Origin of the sequence: Roseovarius sp., from assembly GCF_048262375.1 — a bacterium.
Classification (GTDB): domain Bacteria; phylum Pseudomonadota; class Alphaproteobacteria; order Rhodobacterales; family Rhodobacteraceae; genus Roseovarius.
This window is the reverse complement of sequence record NZ_JBLXFE010000001.1, coordinates 145,155-166,770: the sequence shown is the minus strand read 5'-3', so window position 1 is coordinate 166,770 and position 21,616 is coordinate 145,155. Positions and strand designations below refer to the sequence as shown.

Sequence of the window (21,616 nt, the reverse complement as noted above, 5' to 3'; positions counted from 1 at the left end):
TTACGCAGCTTCGTCCCCCAGCCACTTAAACATCACCCGCGCATCGACCAACCCCACCTGCGGATGACGAAACGCGCGCGGCAAACGCCCGACGGTCTCAAACCCCAGACGCTCCCAGAGCGCAATCGCGCCTTGGTTGGTCTCGACCACGAAATTGAACTGCATCGCCAGATAGCCCAATTCGCGCGCCTCATCCTGCGAATGCTCACACATCGCCCGTGCAATGCCTTGCCCGCGTGCGGCCTCGGCCACCATATAGCCAGCGTTGCACACATGCGCGCCGCCCCCGGCCTGATTGGTCTTGAGGTAATAGGTGCCGAGGATCTCACCATCCCGCTCGGCCACATAGGTGGCGCGCGGCGCATCCATCCACAGACTACGCACCGCCTCTCGGGTCAGCCCGGGTTCGATGGCATAGGTATCGCCCGCCCGGATTACATCGCGCACGATTGGCCAGATTGCGAGGAAATCCGCCTCGCGCGCCAATCTGATGGTCATAGCTGCCCGTTCTGTCATACCATACTCCCCCGCCCGCCATGGCTAGCGGGGGCCAATCGCTTTGGCAAGCCTCAGGCGTTCAAATCGACCACGACCCGGCCCTTGACCTGACCTTTCAGGATATCCGCCCCCAGACGCGGCAGATCGTCCAACGTCGCAGGCGTGATCATCGCCTCCAGCTTGTCCATCGGCAGGTCTCTGGCAATCCGCTCCCAGGCGCGAACCCGATTGGCATAGGGTTGCATAACACTGTCGATGCCAAGCAGGTTCACACCGCGCAACAGAAACGGAATGACCGTCGCTGGCAGCCCCGCGCCCCCGGCCAGACCCACGGCGGCAACGCTCGCGCCGTATTTCATCTGCCCCAGAACCCGCGCCAGCATTGCACCGCCAACGGCGTCAACGCAGCCCGTCCAATTTTCGCTCTCCAACGGCCGCTTGACGGTTTCGGCCAACTCTTCGCGCGGCACGATCCGGCTCGCCCCCAAACTGCGCAGATACGCCTCCTGCTCGGGGCGTCCGGTGACAGCCGCCACCTCATGGCCCAGATGCGCCAGAATGGCCGTGGCCACGCTGCCCACACCGCCAGCCGCTCCCGTAACCAGCACCTCGCCATGCCCCGGTTGCAGCCCGTGATCCTCCAGCGCCATCACCGCCAGCATCGCGGTAAAGCCCGCAGTGCCCACCGCCATCGCCGCCCGCGTGTCCAACCCGGCAGGCAGCGGCACCAGCCAATCGGCCTTGACCCGCGCCTTCTGGGAATAGCCGCCCCAATGCGCCTCGCCCACGCGCCAGCCGGTCAGAACTACGCGATCCCCCGGCTTGTAGCGCGCATCACTGCTCGCCTCGACCGTGCCTGCAAAATCAATCCCCGGCACATGCGGGTATTTGCGCACCAGACCGCCGCCCGGCCCGATGCAGAGCCCGTCCTTGTAATTCACCGTCGAATACTCGACCGCAACCGTCACCTCGGCCTCCGGCAGATCCGCCAAGCTCAACGTCTTGACCGTTGCCGATGTCTTGCCGCTCTCTTCGTCCTTGTCGACGACCAATGCCTTGAACATGTCTTTCTCCTTTTCTACGCAGGGCCAGCGCCCCGCTTCATCTGGCTCAAAATACCTCGGGGGGGGACGCCCGGAACGGGCGGCGGGGGCAGCGCCCCCAATCCCCGGCTCAGCTCCAGAACCCCGCCTGAACCGTGCCGCACCGCTCTCCGTCGGGTGTCATCACCCGCAGGGTCGTGCCCGCGTCCCAATGGGTCATCCGCACCATGCCGATGGCCACATTGGTTCCGAAATCCGGTGACCAGGCCGCTGAACTCACCCGGCCCACCCGGTTGCCCTTCTCCGACAGCACCGGCCACCACTCCTTGCACGCAGGCACAGCGCCACCGTCGATGGCGATCGCGCGGATTTGCTGCACCGGCCCTTCCTGAGCCACGCGCAACAAGGCATCCCGCCCGATACAGCCAATCGCCGTATGGGTATTGCAGAACTTGCCCAGACCGCATTCGTGCGGCGTGTTGTCGTCGGTCATGTCATTGCCATAGCTCAGCAATCCGCCCTCGATCCGCTCGATCAGGTTGGGGCAACCGGCATAGACATCCATGGCCTTCCCGGCCTCCATCAGCGCATTCCAGAGCGGCATGCCCATATCGCCCCCCTCGACATAGATCTCAAAGCCCCCCTGCTTGGAATAGCCCGAGCGCGCGATCACCATGTCGCGGCCCTGAAAATCGAAATGCCCAAAACGAAAGAACCGGACATCGCGCACGCCATCGCCAAACACCGCCGCCATCAGATCTTCGGCGCGCGGGCCCTGCACCGCAAGCGGGCTCACGTCAGGCTCATCCACCAGCACATCCAGCCTCCAGCCCTGCGCGACCCCCTTGACCCAATAGAGCAGGTCACTGTCGGCAATCGAAATCCACCAACGGTCCTCGGCCAGCTTGACCGCCACCGGATCGTTGAGCATGCCGCCGGTTTCATCGACGATAGGCACATAGAAACACTGCCCCGGCGTCATGCCGCGCAGGTCGCGCGGGGTGAGCATCTGCATCAGGCGGCCCGCATCCGGTCCGCGCAACTCGACCTGCCGTTCACAGGCCACATCCCAGACTTGAACCGCCTCCTTGAGATGTCGGTAATCTTCCTCGACCGAGCGGAATACCGTGGGCAACAGCATGTGGTTATAGACCGTATAGGCCTTGACCCCCGCCGCCTCGACCCCTTGGGAAAAGGGGGTGCGGCGCAACCGGCGCGACGGGGACAGAAGCGGTGCGTTCATTTTGCCTCCTCAGGCATTAAGGGAATATCGGTGACCGGCGCCAACAGCCCCGCGCGCGTCAGCATCGCGTGAACCTGCCCCCGGTGATGGGTTTGATGGTTGAACATGTGAATGACACAGGCGGCCATGGGACGGGTAATTTCGGCCCCAGTGACGCCAGAGTAAAAGGTCAGATCGCCGGTCAGGTCGATGCTGTGGACTCGGCCCGCCCAAGCGCTGATCCGACCATCGACCGTGAACCGCTCGGCGCTCCAGGCCGCACCTGTGGGGGTAAGCGTGGTGGCCTGCTCAATGCCACCTTCGGGGCGGCTCTGCTCCACCCCGAAGCGGTGCAGCCACATCCGGTCCGCCCACAGAATATGGTTCAGCGTGCCAAGGATCGAGCCAAAGAAAGCCCCGTGATCCTCGGTCAACAGCCTGAGGCTCGCGCCATCAATGGCGCGCGTGATCTGCGCGTTCTGCCACGCATTATAGCGCGCCATCAGGCGCACATAATCCGCGGTCAGCATCATCAGCGCGGGCCTTTCCAGTCGATCTGACAGATTTCCGCGCTGCGCCCGTCGAAATCCCACACCCGGCCAAACGCGCGCACGCGGCCCTTGGTGGCGGTGGCGACGGTGATATCCGGCCCCATCCAGTATTCCGTGTTGGTGACAACGATATCCTCGCCCTTGTGGCCCGGCACCGGCACCACCTCGCCCTGGATTTTCTTGCCCACCATCAGGCGGCGCGCATTGCCTTCGGTCTCAAAAACGACCGGCGACCGCTCGGCACCCAGAAATTCACTGACCAACACCCCAAAGAGACCCGTCGTGCCACGCGCCTTGCCGCTGAAAATATTGACCAATGCGTCATAGGCCGCATCGCTCGCGCGCTCGTCAATGAACGCCGCCGCCTTCCAGTTGCCGCGCGCCATGAGGCCCGGAATTTCCAGCATCAGCCCCACATTGAGCCCGCTCAGGTCCTCGTCGCCGTAATGACCCTCGTCGATCCGCACACCCGACCACGCCTGACAGTATCCTTCCGTGGGCGCATGTTTACCCAAGGATACAACGCAGGGGCAAAACACCGTGCAGTTGCAGTTGAGGATCAGTTCCCCTTTGATCGCCCAGGGCACCGTGCCCACATCATCCAATGCCATCGTTCAGCCTCCTCTGTGTTAGATTGTCGTGAATAAAACCCATGCTGCCGCAGCCAGCAGACCAGCCCCCAGAGGCCGCGTCAGATACCGCCCCAGATCAGGCAGCTTTTCCAGAACCATGATCACCGTCGCCAGGCCCATAAAGGCGAGGTTCATGACCCCGCCCACAAACGCCAGCGCCATCAGCGCCCAGCAACACCCCAGACACACCAGCCCCAGCCGCACACCGTTGCGCAATGCCCCTTCATCCCAATGCTGCATGAAGAAAGACAGCGGGCGGCGACATTTGGACAGGCAGGCCTCTTTGACGGGGCTGAACTGATAGGCCCCGGCCACCGCAAGCAGCACCGCCGACAAAACGCCTGACCGGCTGTCACCAAAGGCGGTCAACAAACCGGCCTGAAACAGCCCCATCTGCGCCACCGCCGCGAGCACCGAGAATCCCAGCCAGACCGATAAATAGCCCGCCACCAGAGCGCCAAACCGGGTCTCGCCCGTGTGGCTCAACTCTTCATAGGTGGCAAAGGCCGGCAGGGCCGTCGGGGCCATCATCGCCGCCGACATCAGCATCCACATGATCACGATCCGGCCAAAGCCTGCGGCATCCGGGGTGACGATACACAGGCTTTGCAGAAAATCAGCCCCATAGATCACCGCGCCCTCACGCAGATCCGACGGCAGTGACATCGCATAAAGCAGCGTCCAAGCCCCCAGAATGAGACCGAACAGCACCAACCAGTGCCATCCCCCCATTCGTCTGACCTGTGCTGCTATCATCGCCTCACTCCCGCGACTCACCTCTTGCTTTTAAATTGTCAGACATTTAAATGTAAGACAAATGAAAATTGATCCAGACAACAAGGCCGACCTTTCGGCCCAGATAGCCGAGGCGATCCGCGCTGCGATCATCTCGGGCCAGTTGATCGTCGACGAACGCCTGCCATCCGAGGCCGAGCTTGCCGATCACTTCGCCGTGTCGCGACCCACGGTGCGCGAGGCGCTGAAACGACTGGCCGCACAATCGTTGATCCGCACCCAGCGGGGGGCATTTGGCGGGGCCTTCGTCAACCGGCTCAGCTACCCCGAGGCCTACGGTCAGCAGATCACCACCGCGACGCTACTGCTCAGTATGAACGACATCAGCTTTGATGTCGCCTGCGAGGCGCGCTATGCGCTGGAACGCGCCTGCACACCGCTCGCAGCCCAGCGCCGCAGCCCCGACACACTGGCCACCATGCGCGCCGAAATCCACCGTCAGGCGCAACCGGGACTGACGGATGAAGCGTTCTGCGCCTCTGACGTGGCCTTTCACCGCGCACTGGTGGACAGCGCAGGCAACCCGGTGCTCAGCTATCAGCTCGCAGGTGCGGTCGAGGCGATGCAACCCCTGATGAACATGATCACCTTCACCGCCCGCTCGCGCGAGGTTATCGTCGGGCTTCACACCCGGATCGCCGACGCGCTTGCCGCTTCGGATTCAGAGGCCACACAAACCGCCCTGACAGAGCTTGAGGCCTATACCCTCACTCTTGCCCGCGATGTCATGGCCGCCCGCACCCGGCCCAGCACATAAAACGCGCAGGCGCATCGCCGGTCAAATCCCCCATGCGGCGCATTTGCGGTCGATGGTCTTGCGCGCGACGCCCAAACGCCGCGCGGCTTCGGCCCGGTTGCCACCGCAGGCATCAAGCACCGCCATGATATGCCGCTGCTCGACCAGTTCCAGTGTTTCAATGGCAGATTGCCCTGTCATGCGGCCAGTGCCATCAAATTCCTCGGGAAAGGCCCCCAGAATGACCGAGCGTTCGATCAGGTTGCGCAACTCACGCACATTGCCGGGCCAGTCATAGCGGCTCAGTTTCAGCAAAACACCGTCGTTAAGTTGCAGCGCCCTCATGCCCAGCGCGCTGGAAAACTCGCTCATGAACAGCGCGGCAAGCTCGACAATGTCCTCCGTGCGCTCCTTCAGGTTTGGCATCTCCACATTTACAACATTGATGCGATGATAGAGGTCGGCACGGAACCGGCCCGACCGGACCGCCTCTTTCAGATCGGCATTGGTGGCGAACAGGAACCGCAGGTTCAGCGGGATTTCCCGCTCGGACCCGAGCGGGCGAATGCGTTTATCCTCCAACACCCTGAGCAGCGCCGCCTGCACATGTTCGGGCAATTGCGCCACCTCATCCAGCAACAGCGTGCCCCCGTCGGCATGCAACAGCAGGCCGTCCTTGCGCGCGCGCCCATCCTCGACCACACCAAACAATTCCTCGGCGATGCGGTCTGGTGAAATCGCGGCGCAATTGACCGCGACAAACGGCTTGTCTGCTCGGGTCGACAAGCCATGCAGCGTGCGCGCCGCAATCTCCTTGCCGGTGCCGCTCGCGCCAGTAAACAGCACCGAGGTCGGCGCCGCTGCCAGCTTGCCCAGCATCGCGCGCACCTCCTGAATAGCGGGCGAATGGCCCAGCAGCCGCCCGCGCGCCGTCTGCCCGCCCGCCGATAATTCATGCCGCAACAGGTAGTTTTCCCGCGCCAGATATTTGCGATCCAGCGCCCGCGCCACGGCATTCAGGATCTGATTGGCGCGAAACGGCTTGAGCACGAAATCGGTCACACCTGCGCGCAGCGCCTTGATCGCCGTATCCAGATCGGCATAGGCGGTGATCAGGATCGTATCGGCAAACAATCCCACCCGCCGTTGCTCTTCCAGCCAGTCAAGGCCGGTCTTGCCGGGCATGATATTATCAAGAATAACCAGATCGAAATGCACCTGATCGAGGATCATCGCCGCTTCTTCACAGGACCGGGCCTGCTCCACATGGCGGCATCGCGGTCCTAGCGTCTTGACCAGAAAATTGCGCATCCCCGGCTCGTCGTCGATGATCAACACCGACGCATGCACAAGGTTTTGACCATAATCGTCCCGTGTATCCTCGGGCGCGGACTGCGGCTTCATTCGGCCGCGTCACCCAACCGGACAGCATCGCCTGCGCGCTTGGCCTCGGATGTATACCCCAGCTCGTGCAGGACTGTGGGGGCTGCGGCGGCGATCACCGCACAGACGACAAAGGCCGCAATCATTGCTTTCATTCTTTCAGTTCCTTCCTGTTGCGGTGGCCCGGCGCAGATAGTCAATCATATCCTGCCGGTCCTCTGCCGCGGTGATCCGTTGCATCGGCATCTTGGAACCGGGGATATAGTGATCCGGTCCAAGATCAAAAAGCGCGTCAATCGTGTCATCAGTCCAGACAATCTCTGATCCGTCGAGACTATCGGAATAGGCATAGCCTGCGACCGTTCCCGCCCGACGGCCAAAGATACCATAGAGCGTCGGCCCCGCCTTGCGCGAGGGCGGCGGTGTCACCGCATGGCAGATTGAGCATTTGCGCATGAATTGCCGTTCGCCATTCTCCATCTCCTGGGCCGGGCGCAAAAAGCTGTGCTCAGTCTCACCCGTAGGATCGAAACTATCCAGCATGTCCACTGGCCAGCCATAGACTACCTCACTCAGCCCACCTGCATAAATCATACCCCCGTCGGGCGAAAATTCCAACGCCCAGACCGGACCACGCGCCATAGCGCGGAAATCGCGGGTGATCCGCCAGTCGGCGGTGTCGATCACCATGATATAGCCCTGCCCGTCCCCCGCCGCCAATTGCGCGCTTCCCGCGTGATAGGCCATCGACAGCACCGGACGACGTTCCAGCGTGAAATCGGCGATCTGCTGACCGCTCTGTGGATCGACCACCCGCGTCGCGCCGTCCACCGCCCCATAGGCCAGCCAAGCGTCGTCTGGTCCAAGCACGATCCGATTGATGCCAAAACCCTGATTGAGCAGTTCGCGCGGCGCGCCCCCCATCTCCTGCCAGCGCCATTCGCGCAAACTCCCATCGGCAGAGGATGAATAGAGCAGTGACGCATCGCTGTTGAACGCGACGTCACTGACCGCCGCATCATGCCCCGTGAGAAACCGCGCAGCCCCCCCGGCAACCGGCCATATCCCGATAGAGCCGTCCCAACTGGCCGAAGCGATCCACTGGCCGTCGGGCGAGACATCCAGCGCCGCAATCTTGCCCTTGTGCCCCTCTCGCCGGGTGCCCTGTCCCGTCGCCATATCCCAGACGATCACCGTAAAATCATCCCCTCCCGACACCAACCGGTGGGTATCCAGCACTTCGACGGTGACAACCGCTGCGGCATGGCCCTCTAACCAGCGGGGTGTGCGCTCCTGCCAGAGACCGACAGAGTTGTCGAAACTGGCCGAAATCACCTGACCGCTCGTCGGCAGAACGGTCAGGCCCATCACAGGCCCCCCATGCCCTTTGAGCGTGGTGAAGTCCTCAGCCGCCAGCGGGCTCGCCCCCGCCAGCACCCAGAACCAGACCCCAACGGCGCGCGCCCCCATGCCTATTCCGCAGGATGCGCGGCCTTGCCGTGATCGGGCGCGTGACCTTTTTCCTGCAACTCCTTGAGCCATAGCCCGTGATGCTCGCGCGCCCATTGTTCCTCGACCTCGCCCGATCCCATGGCGTCAAAGGCCCCCTCCATCCCGACCGAACCGATATAGATATGCGCCAGAATGATCGCGGTCAGCACAAAGGCCATGATGCTGTGCCAAAGCGTCGCCAGTTGCATTTCCTCATGCGGGGCCAACAACTCGGGCAGGGTTCCAAACCCAACCGCCTCCGGCAATCCGGTCTGGTTGAGAAAGACAAAGGTCTTGGCGAACATCGGCAATTCGAACGGAAACAGCAGCGACAGACCCGAGACCGAGATTGACGCGCCAAACACGATGACCGACCAAAAGATCATTTTCTGGCCAGCATTGAATTTCTTGGCTGGTGGATGCACGCCCTTGGTGAATATTCCGCCCCCCACCGCCAGCCATTTCAGGTCTGTCCGGTTGGGGATATTGTGCAGAACCCACATGAAGAACACCATCACAAGGCCCAGCATAAAGGCCCATGAGATGTTGTTATGCACCCATTTCGACCCCACCGCGATGGTCGAGAACGCGTCGTGTCCCAACAGCGGAATAACCACCATACGGCCAAAAAGCACAAGTAGCCCGGTGATTGCCAAGACCACAAAAGATCCCCCCATCAACCAGTGACCAAAGCGCTCAATCGCCTTAAAGCGGGTCACAGTGCGGCCCGTCTTGGCCCCATCGATCCGGATCTTGCCCCGGATGAGGTAAAACAGCGCCAAAAGAGCCAGCGTTCCCCCCAGCAGATAGGCCCCATAGGTGGACAGTGGCCCCTTGCGGAATTGCAACCAGTTCATGCCGCCGTCCTGAATGAGGACACGCGCCTCTGGTCCCCCGGCCGAGACCTTCACATCCTCCAGCCCATAGCGCAGCCCGCGCCATACCTCGGCATCCGAAGCCCCGCCAAGGGTGCCCAACTGTCCCGCCATGGCAGCGGCATTATCGCCACCGGATGTGGCGCCATTGCTCTTGGGCGCGACCTTCTCACCACGCTGCCGAGCCAGAATATCCTCAAGCGTCTGCGCCCCACCGGTGGCGGAACGGTCAATCCCGGCGGCCCCCGACGTGTCCTGCGCCGTGGCCGGTAGTGCGAGCAGGAAACACAAAGCCAAGCTGAGTAATGCGCGCATGATGTCCTCGATCTTAATTTGTTGTGTCCGATTTCTTCAAAAGAAATCGGAACGGAAACTTTTCAAGTTTCCGATTGCGTTCGGACCGGTGCCGAGAGCGAACCCCCGGCACCGGCGTGAATGCGCTTAGCCGCCGCTCTGCTGGCCGTAGGCGCTGCCCCAGCCCCAGGCGCCCGAGCCGAAACCACGGGCCACGACGCGCTCGCGGTAGATGGCCGACACCACGTCGCCATCCCCTGCCAACAGCGCCTTGGTCGAACACATTTCCGCGCAGATGGGCAGCTTGCCCTCAGCGATCCGGTTGCGCCCGTACTTCTGGAACTCGGCCTCAGAGTGGTTCTCTTCGGGACCGCCAGAGCAGAAGGTGCACTTGTCCATCTTGCCCCGGCTGCCAAAGTTGCCGGCTTGCGGGAACTGCGGCGCACCAAACGGGCACGCATAGAAGCAATATCCGCAACCGATGCACAGATCCTTAGAGTGCAGCACCACACCTTCTTCGTTCTGGTAGAAGCAATCCACCGGACAGACCGCCATACAGGGCGCATCCGAACAGTGCATACACGCCACCGAGATCGACCGCTCACCGGGGCTGCCATCGTTGATCGTCACCACCTTGCGGCGGTTGATCCCCCACGGCACCTCGTGCTCGTTCTTACAGGCTGTGACGCAGGCGTTGCATTCAATGCAGCGTTCGGCGTCGCATAGAAACTTTGCTCTTGCCATTTCTCTGTCTCCTTACGCTGGCATGATCTTGCAGAGAGTACACTTGGTCTCCTGCATCTGCGTGACCGAATCGTAGCCATAGGTCTGCGCCGTGTTGCTGGCTTCGCCCAAGACATAGGGATCAGCACCCGCAGGGTAATTCTCCCGAAGATCCCGGCCCTCGAAATGACCGCCAAAGTGGAACGGCATAAAGACGACGCCTTCTGCCACCCGCTCGGTAATCATCGCCATGACTTTGACCTTGGCCCCTTCGGCCCCTTCAACCCAGACCTGCGCGCCGTCCCGCACACCAAGATTATTGGCATCGCGCGGATTGATTTCGACGAACATGTCCTGCTGAAGCTCCGCCAGCCACGGGTTAGAACGGGTCTCGTCCCCGCCGCCCTCATATTCGACCAGACGGCCGGAAGTGAGGATGATCGGATACTCTTTCGAGAAGTCGTTCTTCTGGATCGAGGCATACATGGTCGGCAGACGCCAGAACTTGCGGTCCTCATAGGTCGGATAATCCGCCACCAGATCGCGTCGGCTCGTGTAGAGCGGTTCGCGGTGCAGCGGCACCGGATCAGGGAAGGTCCACACGACGGCCCGCGCCTTGGCATTGCCGAAGGGCGCGCACTCATGCGCAATGGCCACCCGCTGAATCCCGCCCGACAGGTCGGTTTTCCAGTTGGCCGTCGGACCACCCACCGCATCAACTGCGGCGCGTTCCTCTGCGGTCAGCTCACCATCCCAACCCAGATCCATCAGCATCTGCATGGTGAATTCCGGGTATCCGTCCTGAATGTCCGATCCCGCCGAATAGACGCCCTCGGCCAAGAGGTTGTCACCATCGCGTTCCACACCGAACCGGGCGCGGAAGGTCAGACCGCCCTGCGACACCGGCAACGACATGTCATACAGATTTGCGGTACCCGGATGGTTCATCTCCGCTGTGCCCCAGCAGGGCCACGGCAGACCATAGGTGTCACCATCGGCCGGGCCGCCATTGGCGCGCAACGTGGTGCGGTCAAAGGTGTGCTGGTTGGCCATGTGCAGCTTGAGCCGCTCAGGGCTCTGACCGGTGTAGCCAATCGTCCACATGCCGCGATTGAACTCGCGGGTGATGTCCTCGACGTTGGGTTCGCCACCCTCATCAATCGCAATGTTGCGGAAAATCCGGTCATGGAAGCCGAATTTTTCCGAGAACAATGCGAGGATCTCGTGGTCCACCTTGGATTCGAACAGCGGGTCCATGACCTTGTCACGCCACTGCAACGACCGGTTCGAGGCGGTCACAGAACCGCGCGTCTCGAATTGCGTCGTGGCCGGCAGCAGATACACGCCATCGGTGCGGTCGTTCATGACGGCAGACACCGTCGGGAACGGATCGACCACGACCAGCATGTCCAGCTTTTCCATCGCGGTTTTCATTTCCTTGCCGCGTGTCTGGCTGTTGGGCGCATGACCCCAGAGCACCATGGCCCGCACATTATTGGGCTGGTCCATGTTCTCCTTGTCCTCAAGGACACCGTCGATCCAGCGACTGACCGGGATGCCGTTAAGGTTCATGATCTTCTTTTCGCCATAAGACACATCGGCAAACCGGCTTTTCAGCCAGTCCAGATCCTCTTCCCAGACGCGCGACCAATGGGCCCAGGCACCATCCGACAGACCATAATAGCCCGGCAGCGTGTCCGCCAGAACACCAAGGTCAGTCGCGCCCTGCACATTATCATGGCCGCGGAAGATATTGGTGCCGCCACCCGCCACACCCATGTTGCCCAGCGCCAGCTGCAGCACGCAATAGGCGCGGGTGTTGTTGTTACCGTTGGTGTGCTGGGTGCCACCCATGCACCAGATCACCGTGCCCGGACGGCTGTTGGCCAGGGTGCGCGCCACGCGGCGCAACTGGCTGCCCGGCACGCCGGTCACGCGCTCGGTCTCTTCGGGCGTCCACTTCTTCACCTCGTCCTTGATCTGGTCCATGCCCCAGACGCGGGTGCGGATGAATTCCTTGTCCTCCCAGCCGTTCTCGAAGATGTGCCAAAGGATACCCCAGACCAACGCCACATCCGACCCCGGACGGAAGCGCACATATTCATCGGCATGCGCGGCGGTGCGGGTAAAGCGCGGATCGCAGACGATCAGGGGCGCGTTATTCTGTTCCTTGGCCTTCAGCACATGCAACAGGCTGACAGGATGTGCCTCGGCCGGATTGCCGCCAATGATAAAGATGGCTTTGGAATTGTGGATGTCGTTGTAGCTATTGGTCATGGCGCCGTAGCCCCATGTATTCGCAACACCCGCAACGGTGGTCGAGTGGCAGATCCGCGCCTGATGGTCGACGTTGTTCGTGCCCCAATAGGCGGCGAACTTGCGGAACAGATAAGCCTGCTCGTTGTTATGCTTTGCAGATCCCAGCCAGTAGACGGAATCCGGGCCGCTCTCTTCGCGGATCTTCATCATGCCGTCGCCGATCTCGTTGATCGCCTGCTCCCAGCTGATGCGCTTCCACTCGCCGCCTTCTTTTTTCATCGGGTATTTCAGGCGGCGCTCACCATGCGCATGCTCGCGCACCGCCGCACCCTTCGCACAATGCGATCCAAGGTTGAACGGGCTGTCCCAGCCGGGCTCTTGCCCCGTCCAGACACCGTTCTGCACTTCGGCCACGACCGTGCAACCGACCGAGCAATGCGTACAGACGGATTTGACCGTCTTGACAGCCTCATTGGCGGCACTCTGCGCGTTGGCGCGGGTCACGGTGCCTCCCATGGCACCAAGTGCGGCAAGGCCACCTATGGCCAGACCGCTGCCACGCAGGAACGCGCGGCGGTCGACGGAAGACCCGGCGACTTCAGACAGGATACTGGTCCGCTGGGGGCGTCGTGCAACCCCGTTGGTCTTTTTCCTCAGCATGTTTCTATCTCCTCCCTCGGCCCTGTTGGGCTAGGTACTGCGGTTTGCTCTGACAGTCGGGCTTCGTGCAACCAGTCGTCAGCGGCGGGTGATTTCGTCCGGTCCTAGAAACGGGCGCTCTCGAAATAGGCGCGGGTATGCGCGGTATCCTGCATCTCGCTGGATGTCAGGTCAGGCTCTGCGGCCTCTGCCTTGCCCGCCGTCACCATGGTTGCAACCGCAACAGCAGGTGCGCCGGTAGCGGCCAGTTTGAGGAAATCACGGCGGCTGCTGCCAGCCTCGGTTTTCCGGGTCATGAAGGTCTCCCTCCCCTCGTTGTGACGGATAATTCCGCCGGTTGCGTCACGGGGTTAATCCCCGCTCATTCGAAAGCCTTGCGCTTCGATCTCCATAAAAACCCGGCCGACAGCGCCGACCGAAGCATAGAGAACCGAATGGGTCGCTGCCTCCAAATCCGTGAAAAAATGCCCGGCCCAAGGGCCGATATGCTTGCCAAAGAACGCCTTTTGATCGGCAAGCGAAGCAGGCTTGCCAAAGCGTCCCCGGATAAGCCCCGCCATCATCTCCATCAACGAGGCGATGTTATCCTCAGGCTCATAGACGTTCTGCGCGCGGGTCATGCCCCGTGCAGCCATGTCGCGGCGCAGACCCGCAAGCGGCTTTTCATTCAGAAACCCGGTCAGGTAATAGCTGGCATAGGGCAGCAATTCGCCACGCCCCAACCCGATAAAGAGCGCGTTGAACTCACGCTCGACAGCGACGGGTTTGCTGACCTTGGCCACCCGCGCCAACGACGACACAGCCTCTCCCATCGGGGTCACATCCCCACTCAGCCCCGCCGTCTTGGTCAAAAGATCCTGTCCCGGTGGCCGCGCCAGAATGGCGGCCAGAAAATCATAAAGATCGGCCCGCAGACGGTCTTCTGCGGCAATCTCGGGTGCTGTGGTCGCTTGGTCCATGATGGCCTCGTGTTGGGTCATGCGGGTACTCCGGCCTGATCGTCGAATTGAAACCGCATCCTGCGGCGCGGCGCGACCATCTCGTCGGACGCCTCTTCTGCCTCTTGCCCAGATGCTTCCGCCTCGGGCTCTGATGCCATTTGCGCCAGCTCCGCCTCGGGCGCTTCGGCCTCACCCTCGGTCACGGCTTCAGGCTCTTGCGCGGCGGGCGGGTTGGCCAGAGCCTCGGCCTGCCGGGCCATTTCCTCGACATGCGCCAGCATACCCTTGCCCACCTGATAGGCGGTTTTCATGTTTTCCACGACCATGGCACTGTCCGTGTAATCATCGGCATAATCGACCAAGCCGTCGACATTGGCCAACACCGGATTGCTGACCCATAGCCGCCGCAGGGCCCGGCGTCGCAACCGATCCGGCACGGCCTTGCTCATGAAGGCGCGAAAATCATCGCCCAGTTGCAGCGTATCGGGATCCGGCAGACCCAATTCCTCGCAGAGCTCCGCATCGCTCTTTTCTTCCAGCTCTGCGGCGCGCGCACTCTGCTCTTGCAGCTCTGCGGCACGCGCCTCGGCATCCGCCTCTGCCTCGACCCGCGCCTTGCGGCGGGACCAGAAATCCGACCCGCGGCTCAATTCAGCCTCCCCCGGCGGGTGCGCTGCGGCGTGCCAAAGACATCACGCGCCTGCACAATGCGCGGGTCGCCAATTCCGTCCTGCGCCGGAGCATCGCCCAGCTTGTCACGCCGACGTTTCTGAAACGCCTCTTCTTCGTGATGCGCTTCGACAAAATCGCGGATCAACGCCACCAACCCCTCAGGCATCGGCACCTTTTCCACGATATCGTCGCCGTTATCCGCATAATCCTGCGCCTCAAAGGGCGAGGCCGTGACCAGAACCACTTCGAACGGGGCCCGCGCCTCATCCGACCCGCTGCGCTTGCGCAAGATCACAAAAACCGACGGTACCTTGGCAGAGAGACCCTGCAAATAGGCCTCTGTCTGAGTGTGGTGCAGATCCAAAAGCACGGTTCCGGCATGATATTCCACGGCGTCACCTTCGCGACGCAACTCACGCCAATCCGCTTGCGATGCACCGGGCAGCACAGCCACAGCACGCCACGCCCATGCCGCCCAGCGGGTCACTCCGGGCGTGCGGCGCATGACAACGCCAAGGGGCACCATCATCTGTTTGTCGTGGCTGTGGATCACTCTGTCGTGCCATCCCTTTGCTGCGTCCTTCTAAGATTGGTCCAGTTTCCTGACCGCGCAAAGCCCTTTTTGTGTGCATCGGTCCACAACAAGTCCGATTCGGACATTTTGAACCACCGCGTGGAACCCGGCCAACCAATAGGGACAGATTGTCCACATCGCCCTCTTCAATGCTGCACTGCCGCATGACAAGATATTGAAAACAAACAGAATCAATCGGGATTAAAAACACCTCGCTTTACCCCCCCTTCCCCCCCTCAGGCGATTTGAATTGCGGTTTACGAGGGCTTCGAATCATGCCTAATCTCTGCGCAATGTGACCGCTCAGGTCCGCTTCCCAGACGTGCCAAACACCGGGGTAAACATGCCTAAACGCCTGATTTTATGCGATTGCTCAGCCACCCAAACACTCGACTCCGAGGGGCTCTCCAAGGCGACAGGGTTGACCTGTTCGCGGCTCCACAATGCGCTGTGCACCGATGAAATCGAGGCCGCGACCAAGGCAATCGCGGCAGGGGACGCAATTATTTGCTGTGCTCAGGAACGGCGCATTTTCGAGGAAATAGCCACCGAGCTGGAGGTGGCCCCCCCCGCCCTGATCGACCTGCGCGATCGGGCCGGTTGGTCCGACGATCCAGCCCCAAAACTACCCAAAATGGCCGCGCTTCTGGCCGAAGCCAGCCTGCCTATCCCTCCCGAAAAGACCCTTGATGTCATCTCCGAAGGGCTTTGCCTGATCATCGGCGCCTCTGACGTGGTGCTGCCTGCGGCGGAAAAACTGGCGCCGCTCCTGGGTGTCACCGTGCTTTTGACCGATGACACTGACCCGCCCGAGGCCCGCGATTTTGATACGATCCGGGGTCAGGTCACACAGGCGCGCGGCACCCTCGGGCAATTCGACCTGCGCATCGACGCGCTGCAACAGGTCAATCCCGGCGGACGCGGGACGCTGCGCTGGACCACACCACGCGACGGCGGACAGACCCAATGCGACGTTATTCTAGACCTCACCGGCGGCACGCCGATGTTCCCCGCGCCGCAAAAACGCGACGGCTACCTGCGCGCCGACCCCGGCAGCCTGCACGCGGTATCAGACATCGTATTTCAGGCCGCCCAGATGATCGGCACCTTCGAAAAGCCACTCTATGTGGCGCTTGAGCCGCTGATTTGCGCCCATTCCCGCGCCGAACAGACCGGCTGCAACAAATGCCTCGACATCTGCCCGACCGGGGCCATCACCCCCGACGGCGATCATGTCAGCATTGACCCGATGATCTGCGCGGGCTGCGGGGCCTGCGCCGCGCGCTGCCCCTCGGGGGCCATCACTTATGACGCACCACCGCCCGACATGACCTTTCGGCGCATTCAAACACTGGCCTCGGCCTATCGTCGTGCAGGCGGCGCGGCGCCGCGCCTTCTGGTGCATGACGCGGGTCACGGTGCCGAGATGATCCGCCTTGCCGCCCGCCACGGGCGCGGGTTGCCCGCCGATGTGATCCCGATCGAGGTGGCGGCGCTCTCGGGCTTTGGCCATGCCGAAATTCTGGCGGCCTTGGCCTCTGGCTTTGTCGATGTCTCGATCCTTCTGGCCCCCACCACCGAACGCGATGCGCTCGACCAAGAGGTGCCGCTGGCGCAGGCCATGACAGAGGCCGGCAGCGTGCGACTGCTTGACCTCACCGACCCAGACACCCTCTGCGATGCCCTTTATGGCGCAACACCGCCCGCGCCGCTGGCAAACCCGGTCCTGCCGATGGGCAGCCGCCGACAGGTGGCGCGCCTCGCCGCCAAGTCGCTGAACCCGTCGGGCGGCACCCTGCCTCTGCCCGCCGCCGCCCCTTACGGCGCGGTGCTGGTCAATACTGACGCCTGCACACTCTGCCTCTCTTGTGTCTCGCTCTGCCCTTCCGGCGCGCTGATGGACAATGAAGACAAGCCGCAACTCCGCTTTCAAGAGGATGCCTGCCTGCAATGCGGCATCTGCGCGACGATCTGCCCGGAAAAGGCGATCACGCTGGAACCGCGTATGAATCTCGACGACACAGCCCTGACCCAAGTGGTGCTGAATGAGGAAGAGCCGTTTGCCTGCATCGAATGCGGCGTGCTCTTCGGGTCAAAATCCACCATCGAGCGGATTACCGAAAAACTGGCAGGAAAACACGCGATGTTTGCCACCTCTGACGCCGCGCGCATGATCCAGATGTGCGAAGGTTGCCGCATCAACGCGCAGTTCAATTCAGCCGACAACCCCTTCGCAATGGGCGAACGCCCGCGCGTGCGCCGCACCGAAGATTACCTCAGCAAGCGCAAGGATCACTGAACTTGGATCGGCGCGCCCAGATCGGCGGGGGTCAACCCCGCCACATAGGCGATGATCGCCTCCAATTCCTCGAGCGTAACCTCGATGGGCGCAATCGGCGGGGGCAGATTCTGCGCAAAAGGCTGGGTCACGCCCGCCACTTGGGTAAAGGCGGGATGTGGCTTGAGCGCGTAAAAACTCTGGAATCGTACGTCCCAATCGGCAAAGGTCCGCAACACGGCAAAGGACGGGGTCGAGCCGATGGTGGTCATCTGGTTCTCGGGAGAGACCGCATGGCACCGCCCGCACCGCGCAAGCGCCACCTGCTTGCCCAGAACCACATCGCCCTCAAACACCGGGCCGATCTCGGCCACATCAACGACGTCGGGCAGGCTGAATACGGCAACGCCCGCGACCTCATAACTGGTGACCGTGCGCTGACCGATCTCGGACGTCAGCCAATCGGCAAACCGCACCGCCCCGGGATGCGTGCCATCGACCCTCAGCCGCCACACCGCCCCCGCACCCTCGAACACCGCACGGCCCGCCTGAGGCCCAAGCGCGATCTCGGCCTCCATACCGTCCTGCACAATCTCGACCCGCACCCCGGTCTTGAGCGCGAAGCGTGGAATGATATGCTGCAACAGCCCACTCTGGCTCAGCGCGGCGGGCGCACTCAAGCGAAAGCGCTTGTCGTCAGCGCGGGCCGGGGCGGGCAAGAGCCAGACCAGCACCGCGAGCCACAGCATCGCGATCCGGGACAGCCGATTGCAGAGATGCGTGAACAGGCGCATAGCCAAGCCTAGAAAACCGCCTATATCGGCGTCAAGCGTTCTGAACAGAAAAGGGAGAGACCAATGAGCGACGATTTCAACATGTCGATGCGTAAATTTCTCAAACAGGTGGGCGTCACCTCGCAGCAGGCCATCGAAGACGGGTTACGCCAGAAAGGTGCCACTGCCGGACAGGAATTCACCGCACGCGTGGTTCTGACCGTCGATGGGCTCGACATCGAACATACTGTGACCGGCATCATCAAAGGGCAGGACTGACGTGGCACTGACAAGGGACGGCGTCCTTGAGGCGCTCAAGAAAATAACCGATCCGGTCAGCGGCTCGGACATTGTCGCCGCAGGCGTGATGCGCGCGCTGACCGTCGACGGCGGCACCGTGCGGTTTGTGCTTGAAATCGACCCGGCCAAGGCACAAACCTATGGCCCGGTGCGCGACGCGGCAGAGGCGGCAGTCAAGGCGCTGACTGGGGCCGAAACGGTCTCGGTCGTGCTTACCGGCCATTCCACCAAGGCCCCGCCCGATCTCAAACCCTCGCGCAAGGCAGAACCAAAAGGGCCCGAAAAGGTGCCCGGCGTGGCGCATCTCATCGCCATCGCTTCGGGCAAGGGCGGCGTCGGAAAATCCACCGTTTCGGCCAACCTCGCCTGTGCGCTCGCCGCCGAGGGGCGGCGCGTTGGCCTGCTCGATGCCGATGTCTATGGTCCCAGTCAGCCGCGTATGCTGGGGGTCTCTGGCCGTCCCGCCAGCCCCGATGGCAAGACCATCCTGCCGATGCGCAACCATGGCGTGACCATGATGTCCATCGGCCTCATGACCAACGAAGGTCAGGCGGTTGTCTGGCGCGGCCCGATGCTGATGGGCGCGCTGCAACAGATGCTGATGCAGGTGCAATGGGGCGCGCTCGATGTGCTGCTCGTGGACCTGCCGCCGGGCACCGGCGACGTGCAGATGACGCTGGCGCAAAAGGCGCAGGTGGACGGCGCGATCATCGTCTCGACGCCGCAGGATGTGGCACTCTTGGACGCCCGCAAAGGCATCGACATGTTCAATCAGTTGCATGTGCCTGTGCTGGGCATGATCGAGAACATGAGCACACATATCTGCACCAAGTGCGGCCATGAGGAACATGTGTTTGGCCATGGCGGGGTCAAGGCCGAGGCCGAGAAACTGGGCGTGCCGCTCTTGGCGGAAATCCCGCTGCATCTCGACATCCGCCTCGCCTCGGACGGGGGCGCACCGATCGTGGTGTCGAAACCCGACAGCCCGCAGGCACAGTCCTTCCGCGAGGTGGCCCGCCACCTCATCAACGCAGGGCTGGCATGACCGAGCCGAACTTTCCGCCGCTGATGTCGGGTCTCGCCGTCAGCGGCGCGACCCACCCCTTTGACACAGCCTGCGCCATGGCCGCGCAGGGCTGTGACGCCGGGCTGATTGTGCATAACATCACCGCCAATCACCTGATGGCGGCGTTGGTCATGGCCCCCGAAGTGCCGCTGGCAGACGCAATGACGATGCTGCCCACCTGCAGCATCGGCTTTCAGAACGCTCTCGGCGCGCTCGCCCCGCCCGAGGTTGCCGTGCATCTGGAATGGTCGGGCGGTTTGCGCCTCAATGGTGCCGCGTGCGGGCGGTTGCGCGCCGCCGCAGGGGGCACCGATCCAGACTTGGAACCGGATTGGCTCGTCATCGGGCTGGAAGTGCCGCTGATGCAGATTAGCGAACGGCCCGGCGACCAGCCGGATCAGACCGCCCTCTATGACGAGGGCTGCGCCGAGGTGGACCCGGTGCAACTGCTCGAAGCATGGGCACGCCATACCCTTGTCTGGATCAATACCTGGGAAGACAGCGGCGCGCGCGCCCTGCACGCCGAATGGCGCGGCCTTGCCTGGTCCGTCGACAAAGAGGTCACCCAAGGCGGCCTCACCGGCACCTTTATGGGCGTGGATGAACGCTTTGGCATGCTGCTGCGCGCCGATGATGACACCACCCACCTTATCCCGCTCACCACCCTGTTGGAGACCCAAGCATGAAACTCGCCCGTGCCATCCATTTCGACGAGAGCGATCAGCGCGTCTATCACAGCCCCGCGCGCACCGGGGAATGGTGCATTTCAGGAGGGTTCGAGTTTTCCAACTGGTCCGAGGCCGATCTGACCGGCAAATCCCGGCAGGCGTTTGCCAATGGCTGGCTTGGGGTCGAGACCTTTGGCCGCGTGACCTTTGTCGCGGTGACTCAGGTGGAAGAGGTCGAAATCGAGACCCTGACACAGTCTCTGGCCGGGCATTTCGTCGACATCTACGGCGCTCCTGATCTGGCGTCCGCCCTGCCCGTCGCGCGTGAGGAACTGGCGCATATGGCCGAACTGTGCGAGGACCATGCCCCCAACACCCTGCTCACCGTGATCCGCGAACTGACCGAGGCCGGCGTGCGCGAAACCTTCAGCGTGATCGAGGCGCAAGAGGCCGGGCTGGAACAATTCGCCATCCACGGCAGCCTAGATGACGATCACGACCATGATCACGGGCATGGGCATGGGCATGGGCACAACCACTGAGACGCATTAATGAAGCTAATTGGGTTACGGGTTTGAGGTCGCGCGGAAGCATGGCCCGAGACGCTCATTCCCTGACAAAAGGCGTGCTAGGGCTCGAGTGGTCCGGCACTAGGGAGCAAGGTGAGGGACAAAGCGGACACTTGCCGCGATACACAGCAAGGTCTGCAATGCGGGACTTTGCGGACCTTGGTTAAACAGTGGTCAACGTCCACTTTGCTCGGCAGGCAAGAACAGTCCGTTTGGTACCTGCCTCATTCGTATTGTATGATCACCGACAGAAAATCGTCATCGCTAGTGACAACAGTGTGGTGACCTTTGCCGTGCTTGTCTTCCATGTGCCAAACATCGCCTGGTCCAATATCCCTGAACTCGCCATCGCTTGCAGTCACACGCACAGCACCGGAAAGGCATATGAGCTTCTGGGCTACAGGTGTTGGGTGAATCGGCTCGTCCCAACCCGACTTAAGCCTCAGAAACATAGTTTGTTTAACAGCTTCAGGTGGCGAAATCTCAATTGCCTTTGCAGGCGGCGCAAAGGTTCGTTCTTCCAATTCAACCTCGATATCTTGCCAATGGCTTTCACCTTCAGCGTCGGAAAATAACTTCTGGAATTTCATCTTTGCGCCCGTTCTGTGGGATT

General features: G+C 62.0%; 24 protein-coding genes. 6 read left to right on the top strand and 18 right to left on the bottom strand.

Annotation, left to right across the window (positions count from 1 at the left end; all coding sequences use genetic code 11):
- The 6 genes from ACN0SW_RS00820 to ACN0SW_RS00795 form a co-directional block, all read right to left on the bottom strand.
- Positions 1 to 498 carry a GNAT family N-acetyltransferase gene (locus ACN0SW_RS00820; protein WP_417725985.1) on the bottom strand — a complete coding sequence of 166 codons (498 nt, stop codon included), beginning with the start codon at positions 496 to 498 and terminating at the stop codon, positions 1 to 3.
- A gap of 71 nt (positions 499 to 569) precedes the next feature.
- A complete protein-coding gene (gene acuI / locus ACN0SW_RS00815; RefSeq protein ID WP_417725984.1) occupies positions 570 to 1,562 on the bottom strand; it encodes an acryloyl-CoA reductase in 993 nt (330 codons plus the stop codon).
- Positions 1,563 to 1,671: 109 nt separating this feature from the next.
- Positions 1,672 to 2,784 carry a dimethylsulfoniopropionate demethylase gene (locus tag ACN0SW_RS00810; protein ID WP_417725983.1) on the bottom strand — a complete coding sequence of 371 codons (1,113 nt, stop codon included), beginning with the start codon at positions 2,782 to 2,784 and terminating at the stop codon, positions 1,672 to 1,674.
- Positions 2,781 to 3,296 (bottom strand): DinB family protein, encoded by a 516-nt coding sequence (locus ACN0SW_RS00805; protein WP_417725982.1) that lies wholly within the window; start codon positions 3,294 to 3,296, stop codon positions 2,781 to 2,783. Before ACN0SW_RS00805 ends, ACN0SW_RS00810 begins: the two co-directional genes overlap by 4 nt.
- The gene (locus tag ACN0SW_RS00800; RefSeq protein ID WP_417725981.1) at positions 3,296 to 3,925 is read right to left on the bottom strand and encodes a DUF1326 domain-containing protein; all 630 of its coding nucleotides are present in this window, start codon (positions 3,923 to 3,925) and stop codon (positions 3,296 to 3,298) included. Before ACN0SW_RS00800 ends, ACN0SW_RS00805 begins: the two co-directional genes overlap by 1 nt.
- An 18-nt stretch (positions 3,926 to 3,943) precedes the next feature.
- Positions 3,944 to 4,678, bottom strand: coding sequence for a DUF2182 domain-containing protein (locus tag ACN0SW_RS00795; RefSeq protein WP_417726312.1), 735 nt, complete (start codon positions 4,676 to 4,678; stop codon positions 3,944 to 3,946).
- 85 nt (positions 4,679 to 4,763) lie between these two features.
- Here ACN0SW_RS00795 and ACN0SW_RS00790 point away from each other — a divergent pair, with 85 nt between their 5' ends.
- The gene (locus ACN0SW_RS00790; protein ID WP_417725980.1) at positions 4,764 to 5,498 is read left to right on the top strand and encodes a FadR/GntR family transcriptional regulator; all 735 of its coding nucleotides are present in this window, start codon (positions 4,764 to 4,766) and stop codon (positions 5,496 to 5,498) included.
- Between the two features lie 21 nt (positions 5,499 to 5,519).
- Here ACN0SW_RS00790 and ACN0SW_RS00785 read toward each other — a convergent pair whose 3' ends face one another.
- From ACN0SW_RS00785 to ACN0SW_RS00740, 10 genes are all read right to left on the bottom strand, one after another.
- On the bottom strand, positions 5,520 to 6,881 hold the full coding sequence (locus ACN0SW_RS00785; protein ID WP_417725979.1) for a sigma-54-dependent transcriptional regulator: 1,362 nt from the start codon (positions 6,879 to 6,881) through the stop codon (positions 5,520 to 5,522).
- Complete coding sequence (locus ACN0SW_RS00780) at positions 6,878 to 7,015, bottom strand: hypothetical protein (RefSeq protein ID WP_417725978.1); 138 nt, start codon at positions 7,013 to 7,015, stop codon at positions 6,878 to 6,880. The genes ACN0SW_RS00785 and ACN0SW_RS00780 overlap by 4 nt, the downstream gene beginning before the upstream one ends.
- A 4-nt stretch (positions 7,016 to 7,019) precedes the next feature.
- Entirely contained in the window at positions 7,020 to 8,330 is a 1,311-nt protein-coding gene (locus tag ACN0SW_RS00775; protein ID WP_417725977.1) for a c-type cytochrome, read from the bottom strand.
- Positions 8,331 to 8,332: 2 nt separating this feature from the next.
- Positions 8,333 to 9,541, bottom strand: a complete 1,209-nt coding sequence (locus ACN0SW_RS00770) for a formate dehydrogenase subunit gamma (protein ID WP_417725976.1) — start codon at positions 9,539 to 9,541, stop codon at positions 8,333 to 8,335.
- A gap of 126 nt (positions 9,542 to 9,667) precedes the next feature.
- Positions 9,668 to 10,264: a formate dehydrogenase FDH3 subunit beta gene (gene fdh3B, locus ACN0SW_RS00765; RefSeq protein WP_417725975.1), complete on the bottom strand. Its 597-nt coding sequence runs from the start codon at positions 10,262 to 10,264 to the stop codon at positions 9,668 to 9,670.
- A 12-nt stretch (positions 10,265 to 10,276) separates the two neighbouring features.
- A complete protein-coding gene (locus ACN0SW_RS00760; protein ID WP_417725974.1) occupies positions 10,277 to 13,162 on the bottom strand; it encodes a formate dehydrogenase subunit alpha in 2,886 nt (961 codons plus the stop codon).
- A gap of 104 nt (positions 13,163 to 13,266) precedes the next feature.
- A complete protein-coding gene (locus ACN0SW_RS00755) occupies positions 13,267 to 13,458 on the bottom strand; it encodes a ubiquinol-cytochrome c reductase iron-sulfur subunit N-terminal domain-containing protein (protein ID WP_417725973.1) in 192 nt (63 codons plus the stop codon).
- A 54-nt stretch (positions 13,459 to 13,512) separates the two neighbouring features.
- On the bottom strand, positions 13,513 to 14,142 hold the full coding sequence (locus ACN0SW_RS00750) for a TorD/DmsD family molecular chaperone (protein ID WP_417725972.1): 630 nt from the start codon (positions 14,140 to 14,142) through the stop codon (positions 13,513 to 13,515).
- Positions 14,139 to 14,753, bottom strand: a complete 615-nt coding sequence (locus ACN0SW_RS00745; protein WP_417725971.1) for a DUF3306 domain-containing protein — start codon at positions 14,751 to 14,753, stop codon at positions 14,139 to 14,141. Before ACN0SW_RS00745 ends, ACN0SW_RS00750 begins: the two co-directional genes overlap by 4 nt.
- Positions 14,750 to 15,304, bottom strand: coding sequence for a DUF3305 domain-containing protein (locus tag ACN0SW_RS00740; protein WP_417725970.1), 555 nt, complete (start codon positions 15,302 to 15,304; stop codon positions 14,750 to 14,752). The genes ACN0SW_RS00745 and ACN0SW_RS00740 overlap by 4 nt, the downstream gene beginning before the upstream one ends.
- Before the next feature lie 388 nt (positions 15,305 to 15,692).
- Between ACN0SW_RS00740 and ACN0SW_RS00735 the strand changes: the two genes are divergently transcribed.
- Positions 15,693 to 17,648 (top strand): 4Fe-4S binding protein, encoded by a 1,956-nt coding sequence (locus tag ACN0SW_RS00735; protein ID WP_417725969.1) that lies wholly within the window; start codon positions 15,693 to 15,695, stop codon positions 17,646 to 17,648.
- Here ACN0SW_RS00735 and ACN0SW_RS00730 read toward each other — a convergent pair.
- On the bottom strand, positions 17,642 to 18,421 hold the full coding sequence (locus tag ACN0SW_RS00730; RefSeq protein ID WP_417725968.1) for a hypothetical protein: 780 nt from the start codon (positions 18,419 to 18,421) through the stop codon (positions 17,642 to 17,644). The two genes, ACN0SW_RS00735 and ACN0SW_RS00730, sit on opposite strands and share 7 nt — an antisense overlap.
- A gap of 63 nt (positions 18,422 to 18,484) precedes the next feature.
- Here ACN0SW_RS00730 and ACN0SW_RS00725 point away from each other — a divergent pair, with 63 nt between their 5' ends.
- Genes ACN0SW_RS00725 through ACN0SW_RS00710 form a run of 4 tightly spaced genes read left to right on the top strand, consistent with a single transcriptional unit; the run spans position 18,485 to position 20,976 of the window.
- Positions 18,485 to 18,679 carry a DUF6494 family protein gene (locus ACN0SW_RS00725; protein ID WP_417725967.1) on the top strand — a complete coding sequence of 65 codons (195 nt, stop codon included), beginning with the start codon at positions 18,485 to 18,487 and terminating at the stop codon, positions 18,677 to 18,679.
- Between the two features lies 1 nt (position 18,680).
- Positions 18,681 to 19,745, top strand: a complete 1,065-nt coding sequence (locus ACN0SW_RS00720) for an Mrp/NBP35 family ATP-binding protein (protein WP_417725966.1) — start codon at positions 18,681 to 18,683, stop codon at positions 19,743 to 19,745.
- A complete protein-coding gene (locus ACN0SW_RS00715; RefSeq protein ID WP_417725965.1) occupies positions 19,742 to 20,452 on the top strand; it encodes a DUF4444 domain-containing protein in 711 nt (236 codons plus the stop codon). Before ACN0SW_RS00720 ends, ACN0SW_RS00715 begins: the two co-directional genes overlap by 4 nt.
- Positions 20,449 to 20,976 carry a DUF6505 family protein gene (locus ACN0SW_RS00710; protein WP_417725964.1) on the top strand — a complete coding sequence of 176 codons (528 nt, stop codon included), beginning with the start codon at positions 20,449 to 20,451 and terminating at the stop codon, positions 20,974 to 20,976. The genes ACN0SW_RS00715 and ACN0SW_RS00710 overlap by 4 nt, the downstream gene beginning before the upstream one ends.
- A gap of 251 nt (positions 20,977 to 21,227) precedes the next feature.
- On the opposite strand, the gene ACN0SW_RS00705 is transcribed toward ACN0SW_RS00710, so the two are convergent.
- Positions 21,228 to 21,593, bottom strand: a complete 366-nt coding sequence (locus tag ACN0SW_RS00705) for a cupin (RefSeq protein ID WP_417725963.1) — start codon at positions 21,591 to 21,593, stop codon at positions 21,228 to 21,230.
- Between the last annotated feature and the right edge of the window lie 23 nt (positions 21,594 to 21,616).

Excerpts from the sequence above, each read along its gene's own strand:
- ACN0SW_RS00820 (WP_417725985.1), bottom strand. The coding sequence starts at position 498 with ATGACCATCAGATTGGCGCGCGAGGCGGATTTCCTCGCAATCTGGCCA.
- acuI (WP_417725984.1), bottom strand. The coding sequence starts at position 1,562 with ATGTTCAAGGCATTGGTCGTCGACAAGGACGAAGAGAGCGGCAAGACA.
- ACN0SW_RS00810 (WP_417725983.1), bottom strand. The coding sequence starts at position 2,784 with ATGAACGCACCGCTTCTGTCCCCGTCGCGCCGGTTGCGCCGCACCCCC.
- ACN0SW_RS00805 (WP_417725982.1), bottom strand. The coding sequence starts at position 3,296 with ATGATGCTGACCGCGGATTATGTGCGCCTGATGGCGCGCTATAATGCG.
- ACN0SW_RS00800 (WP_417725981.1), bottom strand. The coding sequence starts at position 3,925 with ATGGCATTGGATGATGTGGGCACGGTGCCCTGGGCGATCAAAGGGGAA.
- ACN0SW_RS00795 (WP_417726312.1), bottom strand. The coding sequence starts at position 4,678 with ATGGGGGGATGGCACTGGTTGGTGCTGTTCGGTCTCATTCTGGGGGCT.
- ACN0SW_RS00790 (WP_417725980.1), top strand. The coding sequence starts at position 4,764 with ATGAAAATTGATCCAGACAACAAGGCCGACCTTTCGGCCCAGATAGCC.
- ACN0SW_RS00785 (WP_417725979.1), bottom strand. The coding sequence starts at position 6,881 with ATGAAGCCGCAGTCCGCGCCCGAGGATACACGGGACGATTATGGTCAA.
- ACN0SW_RS00780 (WP_417725978.1), bottom strand. The coding sequence starts at position 7,015 with ATGAAAGCAATGATTGCGGCCTTTGTCGTCTGTGCGGTGATCGCCGCC.
- ACN0SW_RS00775 (WP_417725977.1), bottom strand. The coding sequence starts at position 8,330 with ATGGGGGCGCGCGCCGTTGGGGTCTGGTTCTGGGTGCTGGCGGGGGCG.
- ACN0SW_RS00770 (WP_417725976.1), bottom strand. The coding sequence starts at position 9,541 with ATGCGCGCATTACTCAGCTTGGCTTTGTGTTTCCTGCTCGCACTACCG.
- fdh3B (WP_417725975.1), bottom strand. The coding sequence starts at position 10,264 with ATGGCAAGAGCAAAGTTTCTATGCGACGCCGAACGCTGCATTGAATGC.
- ACN0SW_RS00760 (WP_417725974.1), bottom strand. The coding sequence starts at position 13,162 with ATGCTGAGGAAAAAGACCAACGGGGTTGCACGACGCCCCCAGCGGACC.
- ACN0SW_RS00755 (WP_417725973.1), bottom strand. The coding sequence starts at position 13,458 with ATGACCCGGAAAACCGAGGCTGGCAGCAGCCGCCGTGATTTCCTCAAA.
- ACN0SW_RS00750 (WP_417725972.1), bottom strand. The coding sequence starts at position 14,142 with ATGACCCAACACGAGGCCATCATGGACCAAGCGACCACAGCACCCGAG.
- ACN0SW_RS00740 (WP_417725970.1), bottom strand. The coding sequence starts at position 15,304 with ATGATGGTGCCCCTTGGCGTTGTCATGCGCCGCACGCCCGGAGTGACC.
- ACN0SW_RS00735 (WP_417725969.1), top strand. The coding sequence starts at position 15,693 with ATGCCTAAACGCCTGATTTTATGCGATTGCTCAGCCACCCAAACACTC.
- ACN0SW_RS00730 (WP_417725968.1), bottom strand. The coding sequence starts at position 18,421 with ATGCGCCTGTTCACGCATCTCTGCAATCGGCTGTCCCGGATCGCGATG.
- ACN0SW_RS00725 (WP_417725967.1), top strand. The coding sequence starts at position 18,485 with ATGAGCGACGATTTCAACATGTCGATGCGTAAATTTCTCAAACAGGTG.
- ACN0SW_RS00715 (WP_417725965.1), top strand. The coding sequence starts at position 19,742 with ATGACCGAGCCGAACTTTCCGCCGCTGATGTCGGGTCTCGCCGTCAGC.
- ACN0SW_RS00710 (WP_417725964.1), top strand. The coding sequence starts at position 20,449 with ATGAAACTCGCCCGTGCCATCCATTTCGACGAGAGCGATCAGCGCGTC.
- ACN0SW_RS00705 (WP_417725963.1), bottom strand. The coding sequence starts at position 21,593 with ATGAAATTCCAGAAGTTATTTTCCGACGCTGAAGGTGAAAGCCATTGG.